Raw genomic sequence first — 18,145 nt, forward strand, 5'->3', positions numbered from 1 at the left:
TATGAGTCTCGAATCGCAGATTGCCGATCTGGTATCGGCTAGCAATGCCCTGGTCGCCACCTTCACCGGCAAGAAAAACGAAATCAACGCGGCGGTAGCCGCAGCAATCACGGCGATTCCGTCGGGCAAAAAAATCTGGTTTGTCGATCAGGTGCTGGGCCTTGATACCAACGCCGGCAACGTCAAGGAGGCGCCATTCCGGACGATTGACAAGGCCATTGCGTCGACACCAACTAACGGCTGGTGCGTCGTGATGTTGACCAACGACTACGTTCTCGATAGTCCTGTTTCGGTGGCCTGTGCGTATCTGGAGATTTACGGCTGGACGGCCGTTACCTCTGGCATCACGCCGAAATTGAAGCCCAAATACTACTCGACCAACGACAACACGATTACCGCGCTGGGCGGATTCCTGCTGTATGGCGCGGGCAGCAACATCGAAATCCGCAGCTGCAACATCGAGCTGCCTTCGGTAGCGGGTGTGGTCCCGGCGCCGGTCACGACCCGCCTGAACTCGTTTATCAAAACCAACTCCGGTTCATCGCTGCCCCCGGTAATCGGCGTGATGCTGGAAGCGTTGGTAGTGACCAAGGCTGCCGACTTTTACGGCGCGCTGGTGGGTACGGCCGCCTCTGCTGTGGTGCTGGGCTGTTCTGCGGTCACCTTCCCGGGCGACATGGGTGGCAAGTACATCAGCAGCGTTACGGTTGCTGGCACCGATCCCAAGACCCTCAACAACGTCCTGACCAGCTTGCCGTCGCTGTAACTCGCGATCGCTCGGAGACCAAACCATGCAAAAGCAAAACCTGAACGTGATTTACAACGGCCAATCCTTGATTGGCTTTGTGTTCTCTGCGCTGCCATTGGCGGCGGCACTGAGCGTCGCGGCGAAGCAAATCGACGAGGCGGCAGACGCTGCGCGCGTCGCTGTCATTGGCGGCTCATTGCGCGCCCTGGAGTACGAGCGCGCGGCTGCCGAGGCCAGGGCCTTCGCCGCTGCAGGCTACGTCGGCGACATGCCGCCATCGGTGCAGGCTTGGGCCGATGCGGCCGAGCTGGAGCCGCAAGCGGCGGCCGATAGCATCATCGCCGAGGCCGATGCCTGGCAAGCGGCGCTGTATGCGATTCGCGCGGCCCGCCTCAAGGGCAAGCAGCGGGTGCTCAAGGCAGTGAGCCACGACGCCGCCGAGGCGCTGGCTGACGAAGCGATGGCGGCCATTCGCGCCAGTATCGAGGGCGTCGGCAACGCCGCCTAATCAATCCCTTCACCCGCACCCCGAGGCCGCTAAGCGGCTTTTTTTTGCCTGGAGACAATGCTTTGAATCGAACCAACATCGAGCACGCGCTGTGCGCCGTGCTGATCATGGCCGTGCTGTGGCTGGCCTTTTTCCTGCTGGGCGTGCCCAGTGGGCAATGGGTCGGCGCTGCTGCCGGCATCGCCTTTTTTGCCGGTCGTGAGTTCACCCAGGCCCAGCGCACCATCGCCAAGGCGCAAGGCGTGACGCTAAGCGAGCTGCCTTGGTACAGCGCCCTGGACATTCGAATGTGGTCGCGAGACGGCCGGCTTGATCTGCTGTTCCCGGTGGTGTCCTGCCTGGCGCTGGCCTGCCTGGTGCCGCTGTTGCTCTGACCGGACCCGCACCACCCCACCAGTCGCCCCACTTAGTCGGGGCGTTTTCGTTTTCATTTGGCCGCGCCTGTCGCGGCCTTGTGCTTTCTGGAGTTTCAAATGGCCGCATCTGGTTTCTTTCACGGCGTTACCGTAACGAACGTCGACACCGGCGCGCGCAACATCGCGCTGCCTTCTTCTTCGATCATTGGCTTGGTCGACACCTTCACCGAGGGCGCGAACGCCACGGCCAAGGCCGGCGACTTGGTGCTGATCACCAACGAGCGCGAGGCGATTGCCGCCTTCGGTCCTGACTCGGCTATTACCAAGTCGTGTCAGGCGATCTACACCCGCGCCCGGGCGGTGATCGTCGCGTCGGGTGTGGCCAAGGCCGTCGACGCGGCCGCACAGACGTCCTCGATCATTGGCGGCGTCCAGGTCGGCGGCAAGCGTACCGGCCTGCAGGCGTTGCTCGATGGCAAGAGCCGGTTCAACGCTCAGCCGCGGCTGATCATCGCGCCTAAGCACAGTGCCACCCAGGCGGTCGCCACCGCCATCGACGCGCTGGCCGGCAAGCTGCGCGCGATCGGCATTATTGACGGGCCGGGCACGACCGACGAAGCGGCCACCACCTACGCCGGCCTCTTTGGCTCCAAGCGCCTGTTTATGGTCGACCCGGGTGTGCAGGTATGGGACACCCTGACCAGCAAGACCGTGGACGCGCCGGCGTCGGCCTGGGCGGCGGGTCTGTTCGCCTACACCGATACCGAATACGGCTTTTGGGCCTCGCCGTCGAACAAGGAGTTTGTCGGTATCACCGGCACCACGCGCGCTATCGAGTATCTGGACGGCGACGAAACCTGCCGGGCCAACCTGCTGAACAACGCCAAGATCGCGACCATCATCCGCGATGACGGTTTCCGTCTGTGGGGCAACCGCACCCTGTCCAGCGATGAGAAATGGAAGTTTGTAACCCGCGTGCGCACCATGGATATCGTCATGGACGCCATCCTGTATGGGCACAAGTGGGCAGTCGACCGCGCGATTACTTCGACCTACATCCGCGACGTCACCGAGGGCCTGCAGGCCTTTATGCGCGACCTGAAAGCCCAGGGCGCAATCATCAACTTTGAGGTCTATGCCGACCCCGCGCTCAACACGGCCAGCCAGCTGGAGCAGGGCAAGGTCTATTGGAACATTCGCTTTACCGACGTTCCGCCGGCTGAAAACCCGAATTTCCGTATCGAAGTCACCAACCAATGGCTGACCGAAGTCCTCGATCAAGTCGCATAAGGAGCGCTTAACCCATGGCAATGATTCCCGAAACACTGGCAAACCTTAACTTGTTCGTCGACGGCATGAGCTTTCAAGGCGACGTGCCGAGCCTGACCCTGCCCAAGCTCACGCTCAAGACCGAAGAGCACCGCGCCGGCGGCATGGACATGCCGATCGATCTGGACATGGGCATGGAAAAAATGGAGTCCAATTTCACCACCACCGGCGTGCGCAAAGAGTCGTTGAAGTTCTTCGGCCTGGCCGACGGTAACGCCTTCAACGGCACGTTCCGGGGCTCTTTCAAGGGCCAGAAGGGTGAGACCAAGGCGGTCGTGGTCACCCAGCGCGGCATGCTGAAAGAGGTCGACATGGGCGACTGGAAGGCCGGCGATAAGGCCGAGATCAAGCACGCCATTGCCGTGACTTATTACAAGCTCGAAGTCGGCGGCGAACTGATCTACGAGATCGACCCGGCGGGCATGAAGCGCGTGATTAACGGCGTCGACCAGTTGGCCAGCCAGCGCCGCGACCTCGGCCTGTAACCCCCCAATCTTTTCGCATACCCTTTTGAATCAAGGACACCCTGTCATGAGCAAGCCACAACCGAAGCCACTGCCGAAGTACATCAAGCTGGAAGCGGATCGCGTGACTGTCACCCTGACCAAGCCGGCCGAGCTGAACGGCATCACCCAGGATCAAATCACCCTGCGCGCGCCGACCGTGCGCGACGTCCGCAACGCTTCGAAGGTCGCCAATGGCGACGAGGAAGAACGCGAAATGAACCTGTTCGCCTCGCTGGCCGAGGTCGGCGTGAAGGATCTGGACGGTCTGGCTTACAAGGACTACACCCGCCTGCAGGACGGCTATTTTCGCCTGGTGTATGGCGACGAGCTTTAATCCGGACACGCAAAAACGTGCGGCCAAGCGGCTGGCGGCCGAGCTCAATTTCTCGGCCGCTGAAATCTTGACCATGTCCTATGCAGATATGGTCTGGTGGCTCACGGATTGAGCCGGCAAGGGGGTAAGCAATGGCTCTTAAGCCTTTGATGCTGGTCATTGGCGGTGCCGTCGCTTCATCGGTCGGCACCGCGTTTAAGACGGTTGAAAGCGGCATTCAGAAGCTGGAGACCAAAGGCAACAAGGCCAAGGTGCTGAAAAGCACCATTGGCGAAACCATCAAGCTGCGCGAGGAATGGAAGCGTGCGCACGACAGCGGGGCCGCCTCGGCTGGCGGTCTGCTGGGCAAGCTCAATACCAACCTTGACGCACTGCGCAAGCAAGGGGTCGAGGTTGGCCGCCTGGGTCGCGAGTATCAGCGTTTAGGTCGCGAGGCCAGGGCCGCCGATCTGCAGTTGAAGGGTCACCAGCAACTGCAGGCCGGCAAGTCTTCGCTCAAGTCGAACATCGGCGCCGCTGTCGTCGGTGCCGGCCTGACGGCGGTTCCCACCAAGATCAGCGCGACCTATCAGGCGATCATTCGTGACATCGCGATCAAGGCGGACATTGCCAACAAGCCGGAGGAAGCCCAGCTAATCCGGACGGTGATCGACACGTCGAAAGACACGGGCATGTCGCGCAATGACGTGGCGGATCTGGTCAATCAGTTGGTCGGCGCCGGCATGGAGCTGGACAAGGCCATGTCCTACGCGCCGACGGCGGCCAAGTTCGCCATTGGCCAAGGGGCGTCGGGCGTCGACACAGCCAGCATGATCATGGCGCTGCAGCAAAACGCCAAGATCAACGACCCGCGTGTCATGCAGCAGGCCCTGGAGGCGATCGCCTTTCAAGGCCAGGCGGGCAGCTTTGAGGCCAGTGACATGGCCAAGTGGTTCCCGCAACTGCTCGCGTCGATGGAGAAAAACGGCAGCACCGGCATGGATGCGGTCACGTCCCTGGGTGCGATGCTGCAGGTGCAGATGAGGACGGCCGGCAGTTCGGACGAGGCGGCCAACAACCTCAAGAACTGGATGGAGAAAATCGGTTCCGGCGACGTGGTCAAGGCCTACAAAGACGCCGGGATTGACTATCAAGGCTCGCTTAATACCGGCATTCAGAAGGGCATGAGCGCGCTGGAGTCGTCCATGGCCCTGGCGTTGAAATACGTCGTAGCGACCGACCCGGCCAAAGCCAAAAAAATGAAGGATGCCCAGGCCGGCATCGACAAGGAAGTTGACCCGGAGAAAGCCCGGGCCGCGCTCGATGCCCTGGAAAAGACCCTGCGCACCGGCGATATCTTCGCTGACATGCAAGTCAAGGCCGCGCTCACGGCCTACGCGCAGAATCGGGGGCTGTACAACGAGCTGAAAGCCGACTCGCAGAAGGCGACCGGGATTCTCGACAAGAACCTGGCCGAGCGGCGCGAGACGTCGGCGCAGCACTGGTCGGAGCTGGGCCAGGCGGTGGACGACTCGATGCGTAGCATCGGCGATGCCATCCGCCCGGCAACGGATGCAGCGGCCCAGGGCCTGACCTGGGTAGCCCGTGGTCTGACCTCGCTATCGGACAACGCGCAGCCGGTGGTGCTCGGCATGGCCGGCATCGTGGCGGCGGTGGGCGCCTTCCTGACGGTTTCCAGCGGGTTAAAAATCGGCCGTGGGGTGGTCAACATCGCGCGCGGTCGTGGCCTGGAGCGGTTCGGCGGCCGCGCTGATCGGGGCGATGGTGCCCCGATCGATCTGCCCAAGACCGGCAACAAGGTGGTCGATACCGGCATTGGTGTGTTGGGCAAGGTGTTTGGCGCCTCGGCCGGTCCAGCGCCGGCCAATGAGGCAGAGGCCGGCGGCAAAGACCTGCAGCGCGTTTTTGTGGTCAATGCCGATGCCTTCGGTGGGATCGGCTCAAGCGTTGCTAATAGCGCCCATGCAGAGCCTGCCAAGGGCAGCCGGAGAAGTCGCCAGCGTGCGCGTCGGCGCGTGGGTGCCATAGGCGCCACGGTTCGGCCAACGCCGGTCGAGGCACCCAAGGCGCCTGCAGCCAAGCCCCGGCTGTTGGCTGCGGCGGCGTCGTTCGTCGGCACCAACGACTTGGGCAAGGTGGCGCGCTCGCTGCGCGGCGTGACAGGACTCGCCAAGCGTTTGCCTGGTGGCAGTTTCATGGATGCCGGCGCAACCGCGCTTGATGTGGCGGTGAACGCGAAAACCCAAGACGAAAAGGCCGAGGGTTACGGTGCAGCCGGCGGTAGTTTGGCGGGTACGCTCGCCGGCGCTGCCGCCGGGGCCGCCATTGGTTCGGTCGTGCCGGTGATCGGTACGGCGGTCGGTGGTGCCGTGGGGGCCGTCCTGGGCGGGCTGGGCGGTGAATCGCTCGGCGGCTGGCTGGGTAAGCGGCTGTTCGCGGAGGATCAGCCCGAAGGGGAGGCCAAGACCGACGCGGAAGCGCCGCCGGCACCTGCCGAGGCGTTACGCGTAACGTTGGCCCCTGCTCAAGATGCAGCGCCGGCGATCGGCGACGCCTTGCGTGTCCCGGCCGCACCGTCTGCGCCTGAGGCGGCCAAGGCGCCGTTGGCGATTCCTGCAGCGATCGACAACCGGGCACTGTTGCCGGTGGCCGATTCGGTGTCGGCAGCGCCGCCGGCCCTGGGCGATGCCGTGCGCGACCTGGCCAAGACCAGCACGCCGGCGCCTGCAGGTGAATTGGTCAAGTCGACCGTCCTGCCGGTACCGCGCGAGCTGGCGGCCAAGGCGCCATTGGTGGTGCCTGCAGCGATCGACAACCGGGCACTGTTGCCGGTGGCCAATCCGGTACCGGCAGCGCCGCCGGCCCTGGGTGATGCCGTGCGTGACCTGGGCAAGACCGGCACGCCGGCGCCTGCAGGGGCAGTGTTCAAGTCGACCGTCCTGCCGGCGCCGCGTGAGTCGGTGGCCAAGGCGCAGTTGGTGGTGCCTGTAGCGATCGCCAATCGGGAGCGTTCGCCCGCTGCCGATCGGGGGGCACACGGTCCAGAAGTCCGGGTGCCATTGGCCAGCCCGGCCCCGGGCTCGCTGGGTGATGTGGTGCGTGACATGGCCAAGGCCGTGCCGCCGGCACCGCTATTTCCTGAGGTGGCCAAACCGGCCAAGGCCGAGCCGGTGAAGGTGCCGGCGCCGAAGGTGGAGCAGGCCTTTACCTTCGCGCCGAATATTCCGATCACTGTGCATGGCGATGTGAAGGACCCTGAGCAGTTGGTGCGCGAACTGGAGCCGCCGCTGCGGCGGCTGTGGGACACATTCCAGCGCGATGTCGCGGCGCGCATGTCCTCCACTCAACTGTTCGATCAACCACACGTCTAAGGGGGTTCCGATGGCCTATATGGAGCAGCTGCAATCGACCCTCACGGGGTTGGTGGCGGCCGGGGAGGCAGGGCGTAAGGATCTTGACGGCATGCTAGGGCCGCTTAACGGCGCGATTGGCAGCATCACGGGCGCCGCTTCGGAGCTGGAAAACATCCCCTTTGTGCCGCCGGAGGTCGGCGCCAAGCTGGGGCGGGTGGTGCGCAGTATCAACGTCGCGCAGTCCCGCGTGGGGCAAGTGGCGTCGACCTATGGCCGGGGCGTGGCGGCCGCCGGTCAGGTGCAGGAACGGCTGGGGACTTTCAAGCAGTTGGCGAGCAAGGTCACCTCGGAAGCCAGCCGGGTGGCGGGAATGGTCAGCCCTTCGCTGTCCAACATCCTGCCCACGGATAACCGGGCGGGCTCGGCAACGCCGGCGGTTGAGGCGGTCGCGCCTTATCCGCATCTGCTGATCATCCAGCCGCACCACCCCAATGACCAGCCGTATTACTTCAACCTTGATACGGCAGCCTTTGACGAGCTGCGCCGGCAAACGTCGTTTCGTTGGGCTGGCCAGGAGCGGCTGCGCCGTAGCGTGGCGCAACAAGCCGTTGGCCTGGGGGAAGAAAAGATCACCCTCAAGGGGGCGATCTTTCCCGGGCACAAGGGCGGGATCAAGCAGTTAATCACGCTGCGCAGCATCGGCCACAACCTGCAGCCGCTGAATTTGGTCACGGGTTACGGCGAGGTCCTGGGCAACTGGTGCCTGGTCAATATCGAGGAAGAGCAGAGCCATTTGCTGGCTGGCGGCATTCCGCGCAAACAAGGCTTTTCACTGGAGTTTGTGAGCTATGGCAACGACCTGCAGAACGTCTGACGGGGATCTGCTGGACGTGATCTGTCAGCACCATTACGGGCACCTCAACGGCACCGTCGAGGCCGTGCTTGAGGCCAACCCGGATCTGGCCCGGGAGGCGCAGCCCTACCGCGCCGGCCTGCTGATCCGCTTGCCGGAGCTGTCGGCGCCGGCGGTCGAGCTGCTGCAGTTGTTCGGCTAATCGCGTTACGCGTAACGAAGCCCCGCCAAGTGCGGGGTTTCTCGTTTCTGGAGCAAGGCATGAACCCTACTTTTCGAATCGTGGCGGACGGCACGGACATTACCGCGCTGATCAATGACCGCCTGTTGGCGTTGCGAATATCGGACAAGCCCGGCATGGAGTCGGACGAGTTCGAATTGCGCATTGACGACCGCGACCAAGCCGTTGCGCTGCCCGCGCGCGGCGGGCGGGTCGAGGTATTTCTGGGGTATGAAGGGCAAGCGCTCACGCGCATGGGGGCTTATACGGTCGATGAGGTGCAATTGACCGGGCCGCCTGACACGTTGGTGATTCGCGGCAAGGCCAGCGACATGCGCGGCAGCGGCAAGACCATTCGCAGCGGCAGTTGGGAAAATGTGCCGCTGTCGCAAATCGTCGGCGATATCGCCAAGCGCAATGGCTGGGAGGTGGTGTGCCCGGTCACCTCCAAGGTCGAGCGGATCGATCAGCGCAACGAGTCGGATTTTAACTTTGTCACGCGCCTCGCCAGGCAGTACGACAGCACCGCGAAGGTGGCCGAGGGCAAGTTGTTGGTCACGCCTCGGCAGGCTGGGCAGAGCGTGACCGGCAAAACCCTGGGGTTGGTCACCATCAGCAAAACGGACGTCGGCCGCTATGAGTTCCGGCTGAGCGATCGCAGCACGCAAAGGGCGGTGAAAACCCAGCATCAGAACAAGCAAACCGGCGAGCTGCAGGTGGTCGAGGTGGCCAACGCTGATTCGCCCGACGGCTTGCCCCCGGTCCACACCGACCGCCATATCTACCCCAACAAAACCGCTGCCCAGCAGGCGGCCAAGGCCCGGTTGGCGGCGTTCAATCGCAGCACGGCAGCGGTGCGTCTGGAAATGCCTGGCCGTACCGATCTGTTCGCCGAATGCTCGATCAGCGCCCAGGGCTTTAAGCCCGGGCTCGATGGAGAGTACCTGGTGGACGGTGTGGAGCAGGTATTCACCCCGGCCGGGTGGAGTACCACGGTGGAATGCAACGGCGGCAAGAAGGGAAAGGCGAAGGCCGCCGGCAAGAAGAAAAAAGAAGACAAGCCGCTCAGGGTCGAGCAGCTGTAACCCCATCCCCAGGTCGCCATCGAGCGGCCTTTTTTTGTCTGGAGTTTCACTCATGCCAATCACCGAGGCGCAGTTGCTGCGCATTCTCCCCAATGCCCGCCCCGTCGCGGGCATTTTTGTGCCGGCGCTCAACCGCGCCATGGCGCGCTACGACATCAGCACCCCGGGGCGCCAAGCGGCTTTTCTGGCGCAGGTCGGGCACGAGTCGGGGCAGCTCCGATCGCTGAGCGAAAGCCTGTACTACAAGGACGCCGAGCGGGTCGCGCAGATGTTCAAGTACGGCTTTGATCTGAACCATAACGGCCGCGTCGATCCGGCCGAGGTCGAGTTTGCCAAGGGCTATTTGCGCAACTCGGAAAAGCTGGCCAACCGCGTCTATGGCGGCCGTTACGGTAACGGTCCCGAGGCGTCCGGCGACGGCTACAAATACCGCGCGCGCGGTTTGATCGGAATCACTTTTCGCGACAACTACCGCTTGTGCGGCAAGGCCCTGGGCTTGCCCTTGGTCGAGCAACCCGAGCTGCTGGAGCAGCCGGAATATGCCGCGCTGTCGGCGGCCTGGTTCTGGTGGGATCGCGGCTTGAACGACAAGGCCGACCTCGGGCTGTTCGATGGCATCAGCAGTGTGATCAACGGCGGCGGCAATGGCCGGGCAGAGCGTCGCGAGCTGTTGGCCACGGCCAAGGCGGTGCTATGCGCCTGATCGACCTGGTACCGCCGGCGCTGCGCCGCTGGGCGGTGGCCCTGGTGCTGCTGGCGATCGCCGGCGCAGCCGCTGGCGGCGCCTGGGTGGCGCAAGACTGGCGGTACGGTAAGGAACTGGCCGAGCAGGCCGGCAAGGTCGACCAGGTGGCGCTCAAGCGCGCCGAGGATGCCCTCGCCAAGCTGGCGATCGAGCAGGACAAGCGCGCCGCCCTGGAGCGCCTCCTGCAGGCCAACGATGCAACCCACTACAAGGAACTGTCTGATGCAAAGAAAACTCAGCAACTTCTGTCTGATCGTCTTGCCACTGCTGATGTGCGGTTGTCAGTCCTACTCACCACCGGCCCTCTCGGCGGTGCTGGGCTGTCAGCCACTGCCAGCGCCGGCGGCGTGGTTCATGGCCCCACAAGAGGCCAACTTGACCCAGCGCATGCTCAACGAATTATCGGCATCACCGATGCCGGGGACCAAGGATTGATCGCATTGGCCGGCTGCCAGGCTTATGCCAAAGAAGTCTCAACACCTAAGTGAAGATAGCGACCGGAGCGGATGCGCCAACAGCCGGGCACTGCCCCTGTAGATGGTCCAGTTCAACCTCTCTAACTGCCCGCTTGCAACTCGCGAATGATCCTCTCTTTTTGATCCAGGATCAGTGTCAGGCTTCGGATCTTGAAAAGCTGGTCGGTGCTTTCCGCCTCCAGGTTCGCCACCCATGCCAGCTTCTTTTGGAGTTCGATCGATAGCCGGTCGTTCATTTCCACCAAGGTGGAAATATTTTCCTTTGCCGCCTGCAGCTGACGCTTTAGATCCTGGACGTCTTCCTCAAGCATGCTCGCGTAATGCTTGACGGTTTCCAAACTGGTCGGGCTGCCGAGCCAGTCGTTGGTGTCCTCAATTTCGTACGGGTCCACGATCATGCCTTATGGATACTGTTTGTATATACAGTAAGCTAGGCTGGGTGCGATGGCGAATAGCGGCGACGGAATGCAAAGGGGATCACTCAGGTGTCATCAGCACCGCGAGCGTCAGCTTGATGAACTCTTCATTTTTATCGATGGTATCCAAGGCGCCGCGGACGTTATCGGCTACGTCAGCGGCGCCGCGCTGCTCGATCCAGTTGGAAAGCTCCAGGATGGCGGCTTCCAGGGCGAGCTGGTTTTCGTTGATCTTGAAGAGCAGGGAAGGGAGCAGATCTGAGTCTGGCATTGAGCATCCTCCGTGAAGAGGTGAGCGTAGCACTGAAGGGATGGGAGATTCCGGGTAGGGAGGTACTGCTGCAGTATTGCCGATGACGGTGCGGTCGAGTGAAGCAACGTGCACCAGACTTGCCCAATTTCATGCTCAACGACTTGTCGCCATTACTGACGAAGGCAATCAAGGATTGATAGCGCTAGTCGCACGCCAGGCATACGCGCGGGAATTGCAACACTGATCCCCAGTACCGCAAGCTTTATAATTAGCTTGCGGGGTTTTGTATGGGTGGGAAATTTTTTTGCCTACTTATTTTTTGTGTTCTATACGCTTTTGAATAGCTTGGAGTTGATCTCGAATCCCGATTTCTACCGTTGCAAACGACTGGCCTCGGGTGGAAACGAAAGTCGCTTTATGAGTGCTGGTGGCGTGATCTACTGTTTCTTTTCCAGGTGCTTTTGAGGAAAAGCCATTAATTGTCTCTCCATGGATTTCGTCCCCCTCATTCATGAGCGACTTATCAGAAATCTTGGTTGCGGCTTCGGCAAGTGTTTTGGTGATAGTAGCAAACCCATGGATGTTAAGCTTAAAAGTGAACACCAAGCCCTTTGTATGCTTGCTTTTGATGGGGCCTTGTAGAGAAAGCTTCCTACATTGAAGCTTCAAGGCATTTCCTTCGACTGAATCACCAACTGCTGATGTCCTCATTCCGAAATCTCAATAAGTGAAGGATGGGCATCAATTAGATGGTGCGGTAGGAGTGCCAATGCTTCTTGTACTGTCTCCTGTGAGCAGTGAAGCATGTTCGCCAAATCTGATGGGGTATAATCTAGAGTTGTTAGCTCTAGCAGGCGGCCGATGATGGGTACTATATCTATTGGCGAAGTGTCTAGCTCTTCATAAGCCATCGCTTCTGCGACTTTATCAAACTCATCTTCATCGATTTGCTCAAGCAGATAAGCTGCGTAGCTTGAGTTGAAATCATTTATTTTGTGTTGCCAATTAATAACGTCATTAAGAAGTCCAACGTCTTGCTTCCATCCGGACTGTAGCTGGAGGATGCGAGAGATAAACGTCTGTGTCTCCATAGTAGATATTTGTGTGATGCTCGAAGATGTGGAGCGAGAAACTCGCGCCACAAAATCGAACCCAGTAACATTCGGCTGTGCTGCAATATCGAACCCAGTAATATTCGGCTGTGTTGTTAGTTCGGTTGTTGTTACTGTTTTAAAAAATTCTGTCATGACAGCCTCACGCCAGCTCAAGTAGTTTGTATATTTCGCCGGGGAAATAATGCTTCATTAGCTCAATTATTTCGTCGGGGCCAGTACTTACGTAGCCTGGCGTATCGGCTCTTGGTCTAGAGTTTATATCAATTTTTACACTGATTCCAATTTCAATAATAGGGAGGCTCATTAAGTCTATTTGAGCTCCAGCTGCAACTTGAATAGGGCCGCCACGCTTTTCATAAACATCAGCTTCAATGTTAATGAAATGTCCATCGTTCAGTAAATATCCTGCTTTCACAGAACTGCTAGCAACTTCGCCAAGCCTCGGCATTTTGAGGAAGCGACTAAAGAGGAAGTCGCTAAGAGCGGCTCTGTTTGCAGTAGAGGGAAAGCTAAGGGTAATAATTAATGCATTCTCCCTTAATTTTTCCTTTCCTTTAAATTGCTCAATTTTCCTTTGGGCTTCCTTGACGTTTTTTAGTACAGTTTCTAACTGTGAATCAACGCCTTTTTCAGAGGATTCAAAACCCAAGGATAACTGCGATGCTAACTGGCTGATAACCATCTGTTTTGGCCCGGACTGAAAAATAATCCGAGCTTGTGAGGGGTCGAAATCGTCGGGCAAATTTGTTTGTTGAGATTGAGCTGATATAAAAGAACCAAACGCCTCTTCCGCTTGTTCTTGCTTATACCTGATTCGCTTATCAAGCTCATTGCTCGCTACGTAAATAGCTTGAGAAATATAAGCTTTTTGCAAGTCGATCATCAAACAAGTTCCTGAATATATTATGGGGTTAGCTGTATCTGCATCTGACTCAGCTGTTTAGCTTCTATCAAATCTAGACCCTATAGGTAGAATTTGCTAGGCGCATCCACACACACAGCCGCTCTATATAAACTCGGCTTTGATGATTTGCAAGACAAATCAGTAGCTTTGCGATGTCATGCTTTGAAAATGGTCCCGTGCGTGGTCGTGTAGTGACTGAGTTGTCTGTGACGATTCCGGCATTAGCAGTCAACCTACCTCGGTCGCTCCGCGTTATTCAGCCCAGTACGAAAGCTCCAGGATGTCGGCCTCCAAGGCGAGCTGGTTTTCATTGATCTTGAAGAGCAGGGAAGGGAGCGGGTCTGGGTTCGGCATTGCGATTCCTCTATAGATGAGGGAAGCGTAGTAGTCGCGATCAGGTTCGGCATGGATGTGTTCGATCGGCAGAACGCCGGAGTGCGGGGGCTTTCTTGTGGAAAGCCTGTAGGGACTTTTGCAGGGAAACGTAATCACGGTTAAGCACGGTACGGCATCGATTGCAGTGGGCGCCGTTCCAAAGGGCTGATCTGTAAAGCTTTTTAGCGCCCCTGCAGCGTGGGGTGCTAGGGGCTAGCATGGCGATTGATTGCCGTCACTCGGGTGTCATCATCAACGCAAGCGTCATCTTGATGAACTCCTCATTGCGATCGATTGCGACCAGGGCGCCGCGCACATTGTCGGCGACATCGGCAGCGCCGCTCTGCTCAACCCAAAGCGTGAGCTCCATGATGGCAGCCTCGAGGGCGAGCTGGTTTTCGTTGAGTTTTGAAAGTAGGGAAGGGAGCAGGTCTGAATTGGGCATCGCGAATCCTCATTGGAGTCTTCAGCGTAGCAGGGGAACTATGGTGGGCGGAGGTCGGCAGAACACCAGGGGCGGGGGGTAAAATCAGTTCCTAAACTCAAGGGCGAGCCCCCATTCTACGCGGTCTGTAGAGCATCTGTTTCTCGTTGATTTCGGAACTAAAAAAGGCTACAGGCCGCAGCCACTATGCGTTTCACTGGCGGATTGCAAATCCGCCTACGCCGGTTCGATTCCGACCTCGGCCTCCACTATAAATAGCCCCGTAGATCAATGATCTACGGGGTTTTTTATTACCCTCAGGAAAGTGAAAGTTTCCGCAATTTTTGGCATGTGTTCCGCAACCCATCAAAGCGGCCACAAATGAGTGTCCCAAAAGGTGCGCTCATCAGCAAAGCGCCGACAGGGTTGTCGGCGCTTTGAAGACCAAGCCTATTACGCGCTACGCTTGGACGACCGGGATATGACTGTTCACTGCCGCTTCACGGTACTCGGCGATTTGATCGAAGCTGAGGTAGCGGTAAACGTCGGCCGCCATGCTGTCGATGTTGTTCGCGTACTCCATGTACTCTTCGAAGGTTGGCAGCCTGCCCAGGATCGAGGCCACGGCGGCCAGCTCGGCCGAGGCCAGGTAGACGTTCGTGGCGTCGCCCAGTCGGTTCGGAAAGTTGCGGGTCGACGTCGAGACCACGGTCGAGCCGGTCTGCACTCGCGCCTGGTTACCCATGCACAGCGAGCAGCCTGGCATTTCCATGCGCGCACCGGCCTTGTCGTAAATGCCGTAGTAGCCTTCCTCGGTCAGTTGGTGAGCGTCCATCTTGGTTGGCGGGGCCAGCCATAGACGGGTAGGGAGGCTGCCCTTGACCTTTTCCAGCAGCTTGCCGGCAGCGCGGAAGTGACCGATGTTGGTCATGCAGGAGCCGATGAACACTTCGTCAATGACCTGGCCCTGTACGGTCGACAGCAGGCGCGCGTCGTCCGGGTCGTTCGGTGCGCAGAGTACCGGCTCCTTGATGTCGGCCAGGTCGATCTCGATGATCTCGGCGTATTCGGCGTCCTCGTCCGCTTCCAGCAGCTCAGGGTTGGCCAGCCAGGCTTCCATTGCTTGTGCACGACGCTCCAGGGTGCGTGCATCGCCGTAGCCTGTGCTGATCATCCAGCGCAGCAAGGTGATGTTCGAGCGCAGGTACTCGGCAATGGCCTTTTCAGGCAGCTTGATGGTGCAGCCTGCGGCGGAGCGTTCAGCCGAGGCATCGGACAGTTCGAAGGCTTGTTCGACGGTCAGTTCGTCCAGGCCTTCGATTTCCAGGATGCGTCCGGAGAAGGCGTTGATCTTGCCTTTCTTCTCGACAGTCAGCAGACCTTGCTGGATGGCGTAATAGGGGATGGCATGCACCAGGTCACGCAGGGTGATACCTGGTTGCAGCTTACCCTTGAAGCGCACCAGCACCGACTCCGGCATGTCCAGCGGCATGACGCCGGTGGCCGCGGCGAATGCTACCAGCCCGGAACCGGCCGGGAACGAGATGCCGATCGGAAAACGGGTGTGGGAGTCGCCACCGGTGCCGACGGTATCCGGTAGCAGCATGCGGTTGAGCCAGCTGTGGATGATGCCGTCGCCAACTTTCAACGAAACGCCGCCGCGGGTGCGCATGAAGTCCGGCAGGGTGTGATGGGTTTTCACATCAACAGGCTTGGGGTACGCCGCGGTGTGGCAGAACGACTGCATCACCAGCTCAGCCGAGAAGCCCAGGCACGCCAGGTCTTTGAGCTCGTCACGGGTCATGGGGCCTGTGGTGTCCTGGGAGCCGACGGTGGTCATTTTCGGTTCGCAGTAGGTGCCCGGGCGGATGCCGGTCACGCCACACGCCTTGCCGACCATTTTCTGCGCCAAGGTGAAACCCTTGGTGCTTTGAACCGGTGCTTCAGGCGTTTTAAACAGGTCCGAAGGAGGCAGGCCCAGCTCGGCGCGGGCTTTCTCGGTCAGGCCACGTCCGATGATCAGAGGGATACGGCCGCCAGCGCGTACTTCGTCCAACAGCACCGGGGTCTTCAATTCGAAGGTGGTGATAACGTCTTGGGTGCCGTGCTTGCAGACTTTGCCGGCGTGCGGGTAGACGTCGATCACGTCGCCCATGTGCAGTTTCGAAACATCGAACTCGATCGGCAGTGCGCCGGCGTCTTCCATGGTGTTGTAGAAGATCGGGGCAATCTTGTTACCGAAGCAGAAACCACCGGCGCGTTTGTTCGGTACGTACGGGATGTCGTCGCCGAAGAACCACAGCACGGAGTTGGTCGCCGATTTTCGCGAGGAGCCGGTACCCACCACGTCACCGACGTAGGCCACCGGGAAACCCTGGGCCTTGACGGCGTCGATCTGCTTGAGCGGGCCAATGGCGCCAGGCTCTTGCGGCACGATGCCGTCACGGGCCATTTTCAGCATGGCCCGGGCGTGCAACGGGATGTCCGGGCGCGACCAGGCGTCCGGGGCAGGGGACAGGTCGTCGGTGTTGGTTTCGCCTGGCACCTTGAACACACTCAAGCTGTACTTTTCTTCGATGGCCGGGCGGGCGGTGAACCACTCGCCGTCAGCCCAGGATTGCACTACGGCTTGGGCATGCGGGTTGCCAGCCTTGGCTTTTGCAGCGACGTCATGGAAGGCGTCGAACATCAGCAGGGTGTGCTTCAGTTGTCCGGCGGCAACGGCGGCCAATTCTGCATCGTCCAGCAGTTCGACCAAGGTGGCGATGTTGTAGCCACCTTGCATGGTGCCCAGCAGTTCTACAGCGCGCTGCTTGTCGATCAGGGGGGATCTGGCTTCGGCCTTGGCGATGGCGGACAGGAAGCCTGCCTTGACATAGGCCGCTTCATCCACGCCTGGCGGCACGCGATGGGTGATCAGGTCGACGAGGACTGTCTCTTTACCCACCGGGGGATTTTTCAGCAGCTCGACCAGGCCTGCGGTTTGTTCGGCGTTCAGCGCGAGGGGCGGCAAGCCTTCCTCGGCGCGCTCTTGTACGTGACGGTCATAGGCTTGGAGCACGGCAATCTCCTGCGGGGGTAATGGCACGCGAGGTGGGGTAGTGGGACAGTCCATTCCCGGGAAAAAAGCAAAAGCAGGGATTCGGTTTTCACCGAGGGTGACCACCCGTGGCTGCACCGAAAAGAACCTGCTCCTGCAAAACTATAAAATCATTGATTGTCGACACATTGCTATTTAGATGCGAAATCTAAAAGGATAATTCGCTTAATGCAACTATATTGTCGACACATGGTTGATTTTTGTTCGTCAGAAGACCGCGGAGCGCCTGACGGGCTCCGCTCGAGAAGGTATTGAGGATTGCGAGGCCGCTTGATAGCCGGCCTTGTAGGCGCGAAGCTTGCGCGCGATGGTCGTCAACGATGACGCTGGGCACCGGATACCTTCGGTGCTCTCAGGTTCATCGCCTTAGCCCGGGTGCCTTTGACGTACCGGGCCGATTGCTTTTTTGGGCGTTTCAAAAGCGCCGTGAATGACAGGCCTCGCCAATGATGTCGAGGAAGTCATCGTGGGACACTGGCTTGCTCACGTGGTAATTGAAACCCGATTGCCTGGCTTTTTTCTCGTCGCTGCTGGTGGCATAGCCCGTCAAGGCAATGGCCGGTGTGTGCTTGAGATGGGCGATCTGGCGAATGGCATGCATCAGTTCGTGGCCATTCATGAGCGGCATGCCGATGTCCGAGATGATCACGTCGTAGCTGCTGTCCCTGGCCGCTTTCAGGGCCTTGTGCGGATCGCTGAAGGCATCGACGTGAGCATCCTCCATTTCCAGCAACGTCTGCAGGACTTCCATGACGTCCTTGGAGTCTTCCACCAGCAGCACTTTCTGGCCGATCAGTCGCCCCGACTCACCCGGCCCATGCGGTTGCTCGTTGGCGTGCTGTGGCGCCTGGCACAGTGGCAACAGGACGGTAAACCTGCATCCCCGTCCCAGGCCTGCGGAATGTACATTCACCGAACCGCCGTGGGCTTCCACCAGTTGCCGCACCAAAGACAGGCCAATGCCCAGGCCTTCGCGCTGATGGCTGGCATGCTGGTTGTCCGCCTGGCTGAAGAGATCGAACACCTTGTGCAGATTGTCCTGCTC

The 18,145-nt window shown here is 59.8% G+C and carries 20 protein-coding genes; 12 read left to right on the plus strand and 8 right to left on the minus strand.

Annotated elements, in window-relative coordinates; all coding sequences use genetic code 11:
• The first annotated feature begins 1 nt into the window (after nt 1).
• From PG5_RS32935 to PG5_RS20240, 12 genes are all read left to right on the plus strand, one after another.
• Nucleotides 2–766 (plus strand): hypothetical protein, encoded by a 765-nt coding sequence (locus PG5_RS32935; RefSeq protein WP_020798968.1) that lies wholly within the window; start codon nt 2–4, stop codon nt 764–766.
• A gap of 25 nt (nt 767–791) precedes the next feature.
• Nucleotides 792–1,256 carry a hypothetical protein gene (locus tag PG5_RS20190; protein WP_020798969.1) on the plus strand — a complete coding sequence of 155 codons (465 nt, stop codon included), beginning with the start codon at nt 792–794 and terminating at the stop codon, nt 1,254–1,256.
• Nucleotides 1,257–1,318: 62 nt separating this feature from the next.
• On the plus strand, nt 1,319–1,630 hold the full coding sequence (locus PG5_RS20195) for a hypothetical protein (RefSeq protein WP_020798970.1): 312 nt from the start codon (nt 1,319–1,321) through the stop codon (nt 1,628–1,630).
• Nucleotides 1,631–1,729: 99 nt separating this feature from the next.
• The gene (locus PG5_RS20200) at nt 1,730–2,902 is read left to right on the plus strand and encodes a phage tail sheath family protein (protein WP_020798971.1); all 1,173 of its coding nucleotides are present in this window, start codon (nt 1,730–1,732) and stop codon (nt 2,900–2,902) included.
• 14 nt (nt 2,903–2,916) lie between these two features.
• Nucleotides 2,917–3,426 carry a phage major tail tube protein gene (locus PG5_RS20205; protein WP_020798972.1) on the plus strand — a complete coding sequence of 170 codons (510 nt, stop codon included), beginning with the start codon at nt 2,917–2,919 and terminating at the stop codon, nt 3,424–3,426.
• A gap of 46 nt (nt 3,427–3,472) precedes the next feature.
• On the plus strand, nt 3,473–3,781 hold the full coding sequence (locus PG5_RS20210) for a phage tail assembly protein (RefSeq protein WP_020798973.1): 309 nt from the start codon (nt 3,473–3,475) through the stop codon (nt 3,779–3,781).
• A gap of 131 nt (nt 3,782–3,912) precedes the next feature.
• Entirely contained in the window at nt 3,913–7,152 is a 3,240-nt protein-coding gene (locus PG5_RS20215; protein ID WP_042955546.1) for a phage tail tape measure protein, read from the plus strand.
• Nucleotides 7,153–7,162: 10 nt separating this feature from the next.
• The gene (locus PG5_RS20220) at nt 7,163–8,008 is read left to right on the plus strand and encodes a phage tail protein (protein WP_020798976.1); all 846 of its coding nucleotides are present in this window, start codon (nt 7,163–7,165) and stop codon (nt 8,006–8,008) included.
• Nucleotides 7,983–8,189, plus strand: coding sequence for a tail protein X (locus PG5_RS20225; RefSeq protein WP_042955548.1), 207 nt, complete (start codon nt 7,983–7,985; stop codon nt 8,187–8,189). Before PG5_RS20220 ends, PG5_RS20225 begins: the two co-directional genes overlap by 26 nt.
• A gap of 59 nt (nt 8,190–8,248) precedes the next feature.
• Nucleotides 8,249–9,292, plus strand: a complete 1,044-nt coding sequence (locus PG5_RS20230) for a phage late control D family protein (RefSeq protein ID WP_020798978.1) — start codon at nt 8,249–8,251, stop codon at nt 9,290–9,292.
• A 52-nt stretch (nt 9,293–9,344) separates the two neighbouring features.
• A complete protein-coding gene (locus PG5_RS20235; protein ID WP_020798979.1) occupies nt 9,345–9,995 on the plus strand; it encodes a glycoside hydrolase family 19 protein in 651 nt (216 codons plus the stop codon).
• On the plus strand, nt 9,986–10,525 hold the full coding sequence (locus PG5_RS20240; protein ID WP_020798980.1) for a lysis system i-spanin subunit Rz: 540 nt from the start codon (nt 9,986–9,988) through the stop codon (nt 10,523–10,525). The genes PG5_RS20235 and PG5_RS20240 overlap by 10 nt, the downstream gene beginning before the upstream one ends.
• Before the next feature lie 68 nt (nt 10,526–10,593).
• Here PG5_RS20240 and PG5_RS20245 read toward each other — a convergent pair whose 3' ends face one another.
• The 8 genes from PG5_RS20245 to PG5_RS20280 all read right to left on the minus strand — a co-directional run.
• A complete protein-coding gene (locus tag PG5_RS20245; RefSeq protein ID WP_256228446.1) occupies nt 10,594–10,911 on the minus strand; it encodes a hypothetical protein in 318 nt (105 codons plus the stop codon).
• A 79-nt stretch (nt 10,912–10,990) separates the two neighbouring features.
• Nucleotides 10,991–11,200: a hypothetical protein gene (locus tag PG5_RS20250; RefSeq protein WP_020798982.1), complete on the minus strand. Its 210-nt coding sequence runs from the start codon at nt 11,198–11,200 to the stop codon at nt 10,991–10,993.
• 294 nt (nt 11,201–11,494) lie between these two features.
• Nucleotides 11,495–11,893, minus strand: a complete 399-nt coding sequence (locus tag PG5_RS20255; protein WP_042955549.1) for a hypothetical protein — start codon at nt 11,891–11,893, stop codon at nt 11,495–11,497.
• Nucleotides 11,890–12,429, minus strand: a complete 540-nt coding sequence (locus tag PG5_RS20260; protein ID WP_042955550.1) for a hypothetical protein — start codon at nt 12,427–12,429, stop codon at nt 11,890–11,892. The genes PG5_RS20255 and PG5_RS20260 overlap by 4 nt, the downstream gene beginning before the upstream one ends.
• A 7-nt stretch (nt 12,430–12,436) precedes the next feature.
• The gene (locus tag PG5_RS20265) at nt 12,437–13,180 is read right to left on the minus strand and encodes a hypothetical protein (RefSeq protein ID WP_042955551.1); all 744 of its coding nucleotides are present in this window, start codon (nt 13,178–13,180) and stop codon (nt 12,437–12,439) included.
• Between the two features lie 631 nt (nt 13,181–13,811).
• Complete coding sequence (locus PG5_RS20270) at nt 13,812–14,021, minus strand: hypothetical protein (protein ID WP_020798985.1); 210 nt, start codon at nt 14,019–14,021, stop codon at nt 13,812–13,814.
• Nucleotides 14,022–14,460: 439 nt separating this feature from the next.
• Nucleotides 14,461–17,061 (minus strand): bifunctional aconitate hydratase 2/2-methylisocitrate dehydratase, encoded by a 2,601-nt coding sequence (acnB, locus tag PG5_RS20275; RefSeq protein WP_020798987.1) that lies wholly within the window; start codon nt 17,059–17,061, stop codon nt 14,461–14,463.
• Nucleotides 17,062–17,515: 454 nt separating this feature from the next.
• The coding region (locus PG5_RS20280) for a response regulator (RefSeq protein WP_042955552.1) at nt 17,516–18,145 on the minus strand (630 nt) is incomplete at its 5' end.

The sequence above is a fragment of the Pseudomonas sp. G5(2012) genome (assembly GCF_000408945.1).
Taxonomy (GTDB): Bacteria; Pseudomonadota; Gammaproteobacteria; order Pseudomonadales; family Pseudomonadaceae; genus Aquipseudomonas; species Aquipseudomonas umsongensis.

What these genes read in the sequence shown, in the direction of transcription:
- PG5_RS32935 (WP_020798968.1), top strand. Translation starts at nt 2, where the DNA reads ATGAGTCTCGAATCGCAGATTGCCGATCTGGTATCGGCTAGCAATGCC.
- PG5_RS20190 (WP_020798969.1), top strand. Translation starts at nt 792, where the DNA reads ATGCAAAAGCAAAACCTGAACGTGATTTACAACGGCCAATCCTTGATT.
- PG5_RS20200 (WP_020798971.1), top strand. Translation starts at nt 1,730, where the DNA reads ATGGCCGCATCTGGTTTCTTTCACGGCGTTACCGTAACGAACGTCGAC.
- PG5_RS20205 (WP_020798972.1), top strand. Translation starts at nt 2,917, where the DNA reads ATGGCAATGATTCCCGAAACACTGGCAAACCTTAACTTGTTCGTCGAC.
- PG5_RS20210 (WP_020798973.1), top strand. Translation starts at nt 3,473, where the DNA reads ATGAGCAAGCCACAACCGAAGCCACTGCCGAAGTACATCAAGCTGGAA.
- PG5_RS20215 (WP_042955546.1), top strand. Translation starts at nt 3,913, where the DNA reads ATGGCTCTTAAGCCTTTGATGCTGGTCATTGGCGGTGCCGTCGCTTCA.
- PG5_RS20220 (WP_020798976.1), top strand. Translation starts at nt 7,163, where the DNA reads ATGGCCTATATGGAGCAGCTGCAATCGACCCTCACGGGGTTGGTGGCG.
- PG5_RS20225 (WP_042955548.1), top strand. Translation starts at nt 7,983, where the DNA reads ATGGCAACGACCTGCAGAACGTCTGACGGGGATCTGCTGGACGTGATC.
- PG5_RS20230 (WP_020798978.1), top strand. Translation starts at nt 8,249, where the DNA reads ATGAACCCTACTTTTCGAATCGTGGCGGACGGCACGGACATTACCGCG.
- PG5_RS20235 (WP_020798979.1), top strand. Translation starts at nt 9,345, where the DNA reads ATGCCAATCACCGAGGCGCAGTTGCTGCGCATTCTCCCCAATGCCCGC.
- PG5_RS20240 (WP_020798980.1), top strand. Translation starts at nt 9,986, where the DNA reads ATGCGCCTGATCGACCTGGTACCGCCGGCGCTGCGCCGCTGGGCGGTG.
- PG5_RS20245 (WP_256228446.1), bottom strand. Translation starts at nt 10,911, where the DNA reads ATGATCGTGGACCCGTACGAAATTGAGGACACCAACGACTGGCTCGGC.
- PG5_RS20250 (WP_020798982.1), bottom strand. Translation starts at nt 11,200, where the DNA reads ATGCCAGACTCAGATCTGCTCCCTTCCCTGCTCTTCAAGATCAACGAA.
- PG5_RS20255 (WP_042955549.1), bottom strand. Translation starts at nt 11,893, where the DNA reads ATGAGGACATCAGCAGTTGGTGATTCAGTCGAAGGAAATGCCTTGAAG.
- PG5_RS20260 (WP_042955550.1), bottom strand. Translation starts at nt 12,429, where the DNA reads ATGACAGAATTTTTTAAAACAGTAACAACAACCGAACTAACAACACAG.
- PG5_RS20265 (WP_042955551.1), bottom strand. Translation starts at nt 13,180, where the DNA reads ATGATCGACTTGCAAAAAGCTTATATTTCTCAAGCTATTTACGTAGCG.
- PG5_RS20270 (WP_020798985.1), bottom strand. Translation starts at nt 14,021, where the DNA reads ATGCCCAATTCAGACCTGCTCCCTTCCCTACTTTCAAAACTCAACGAA.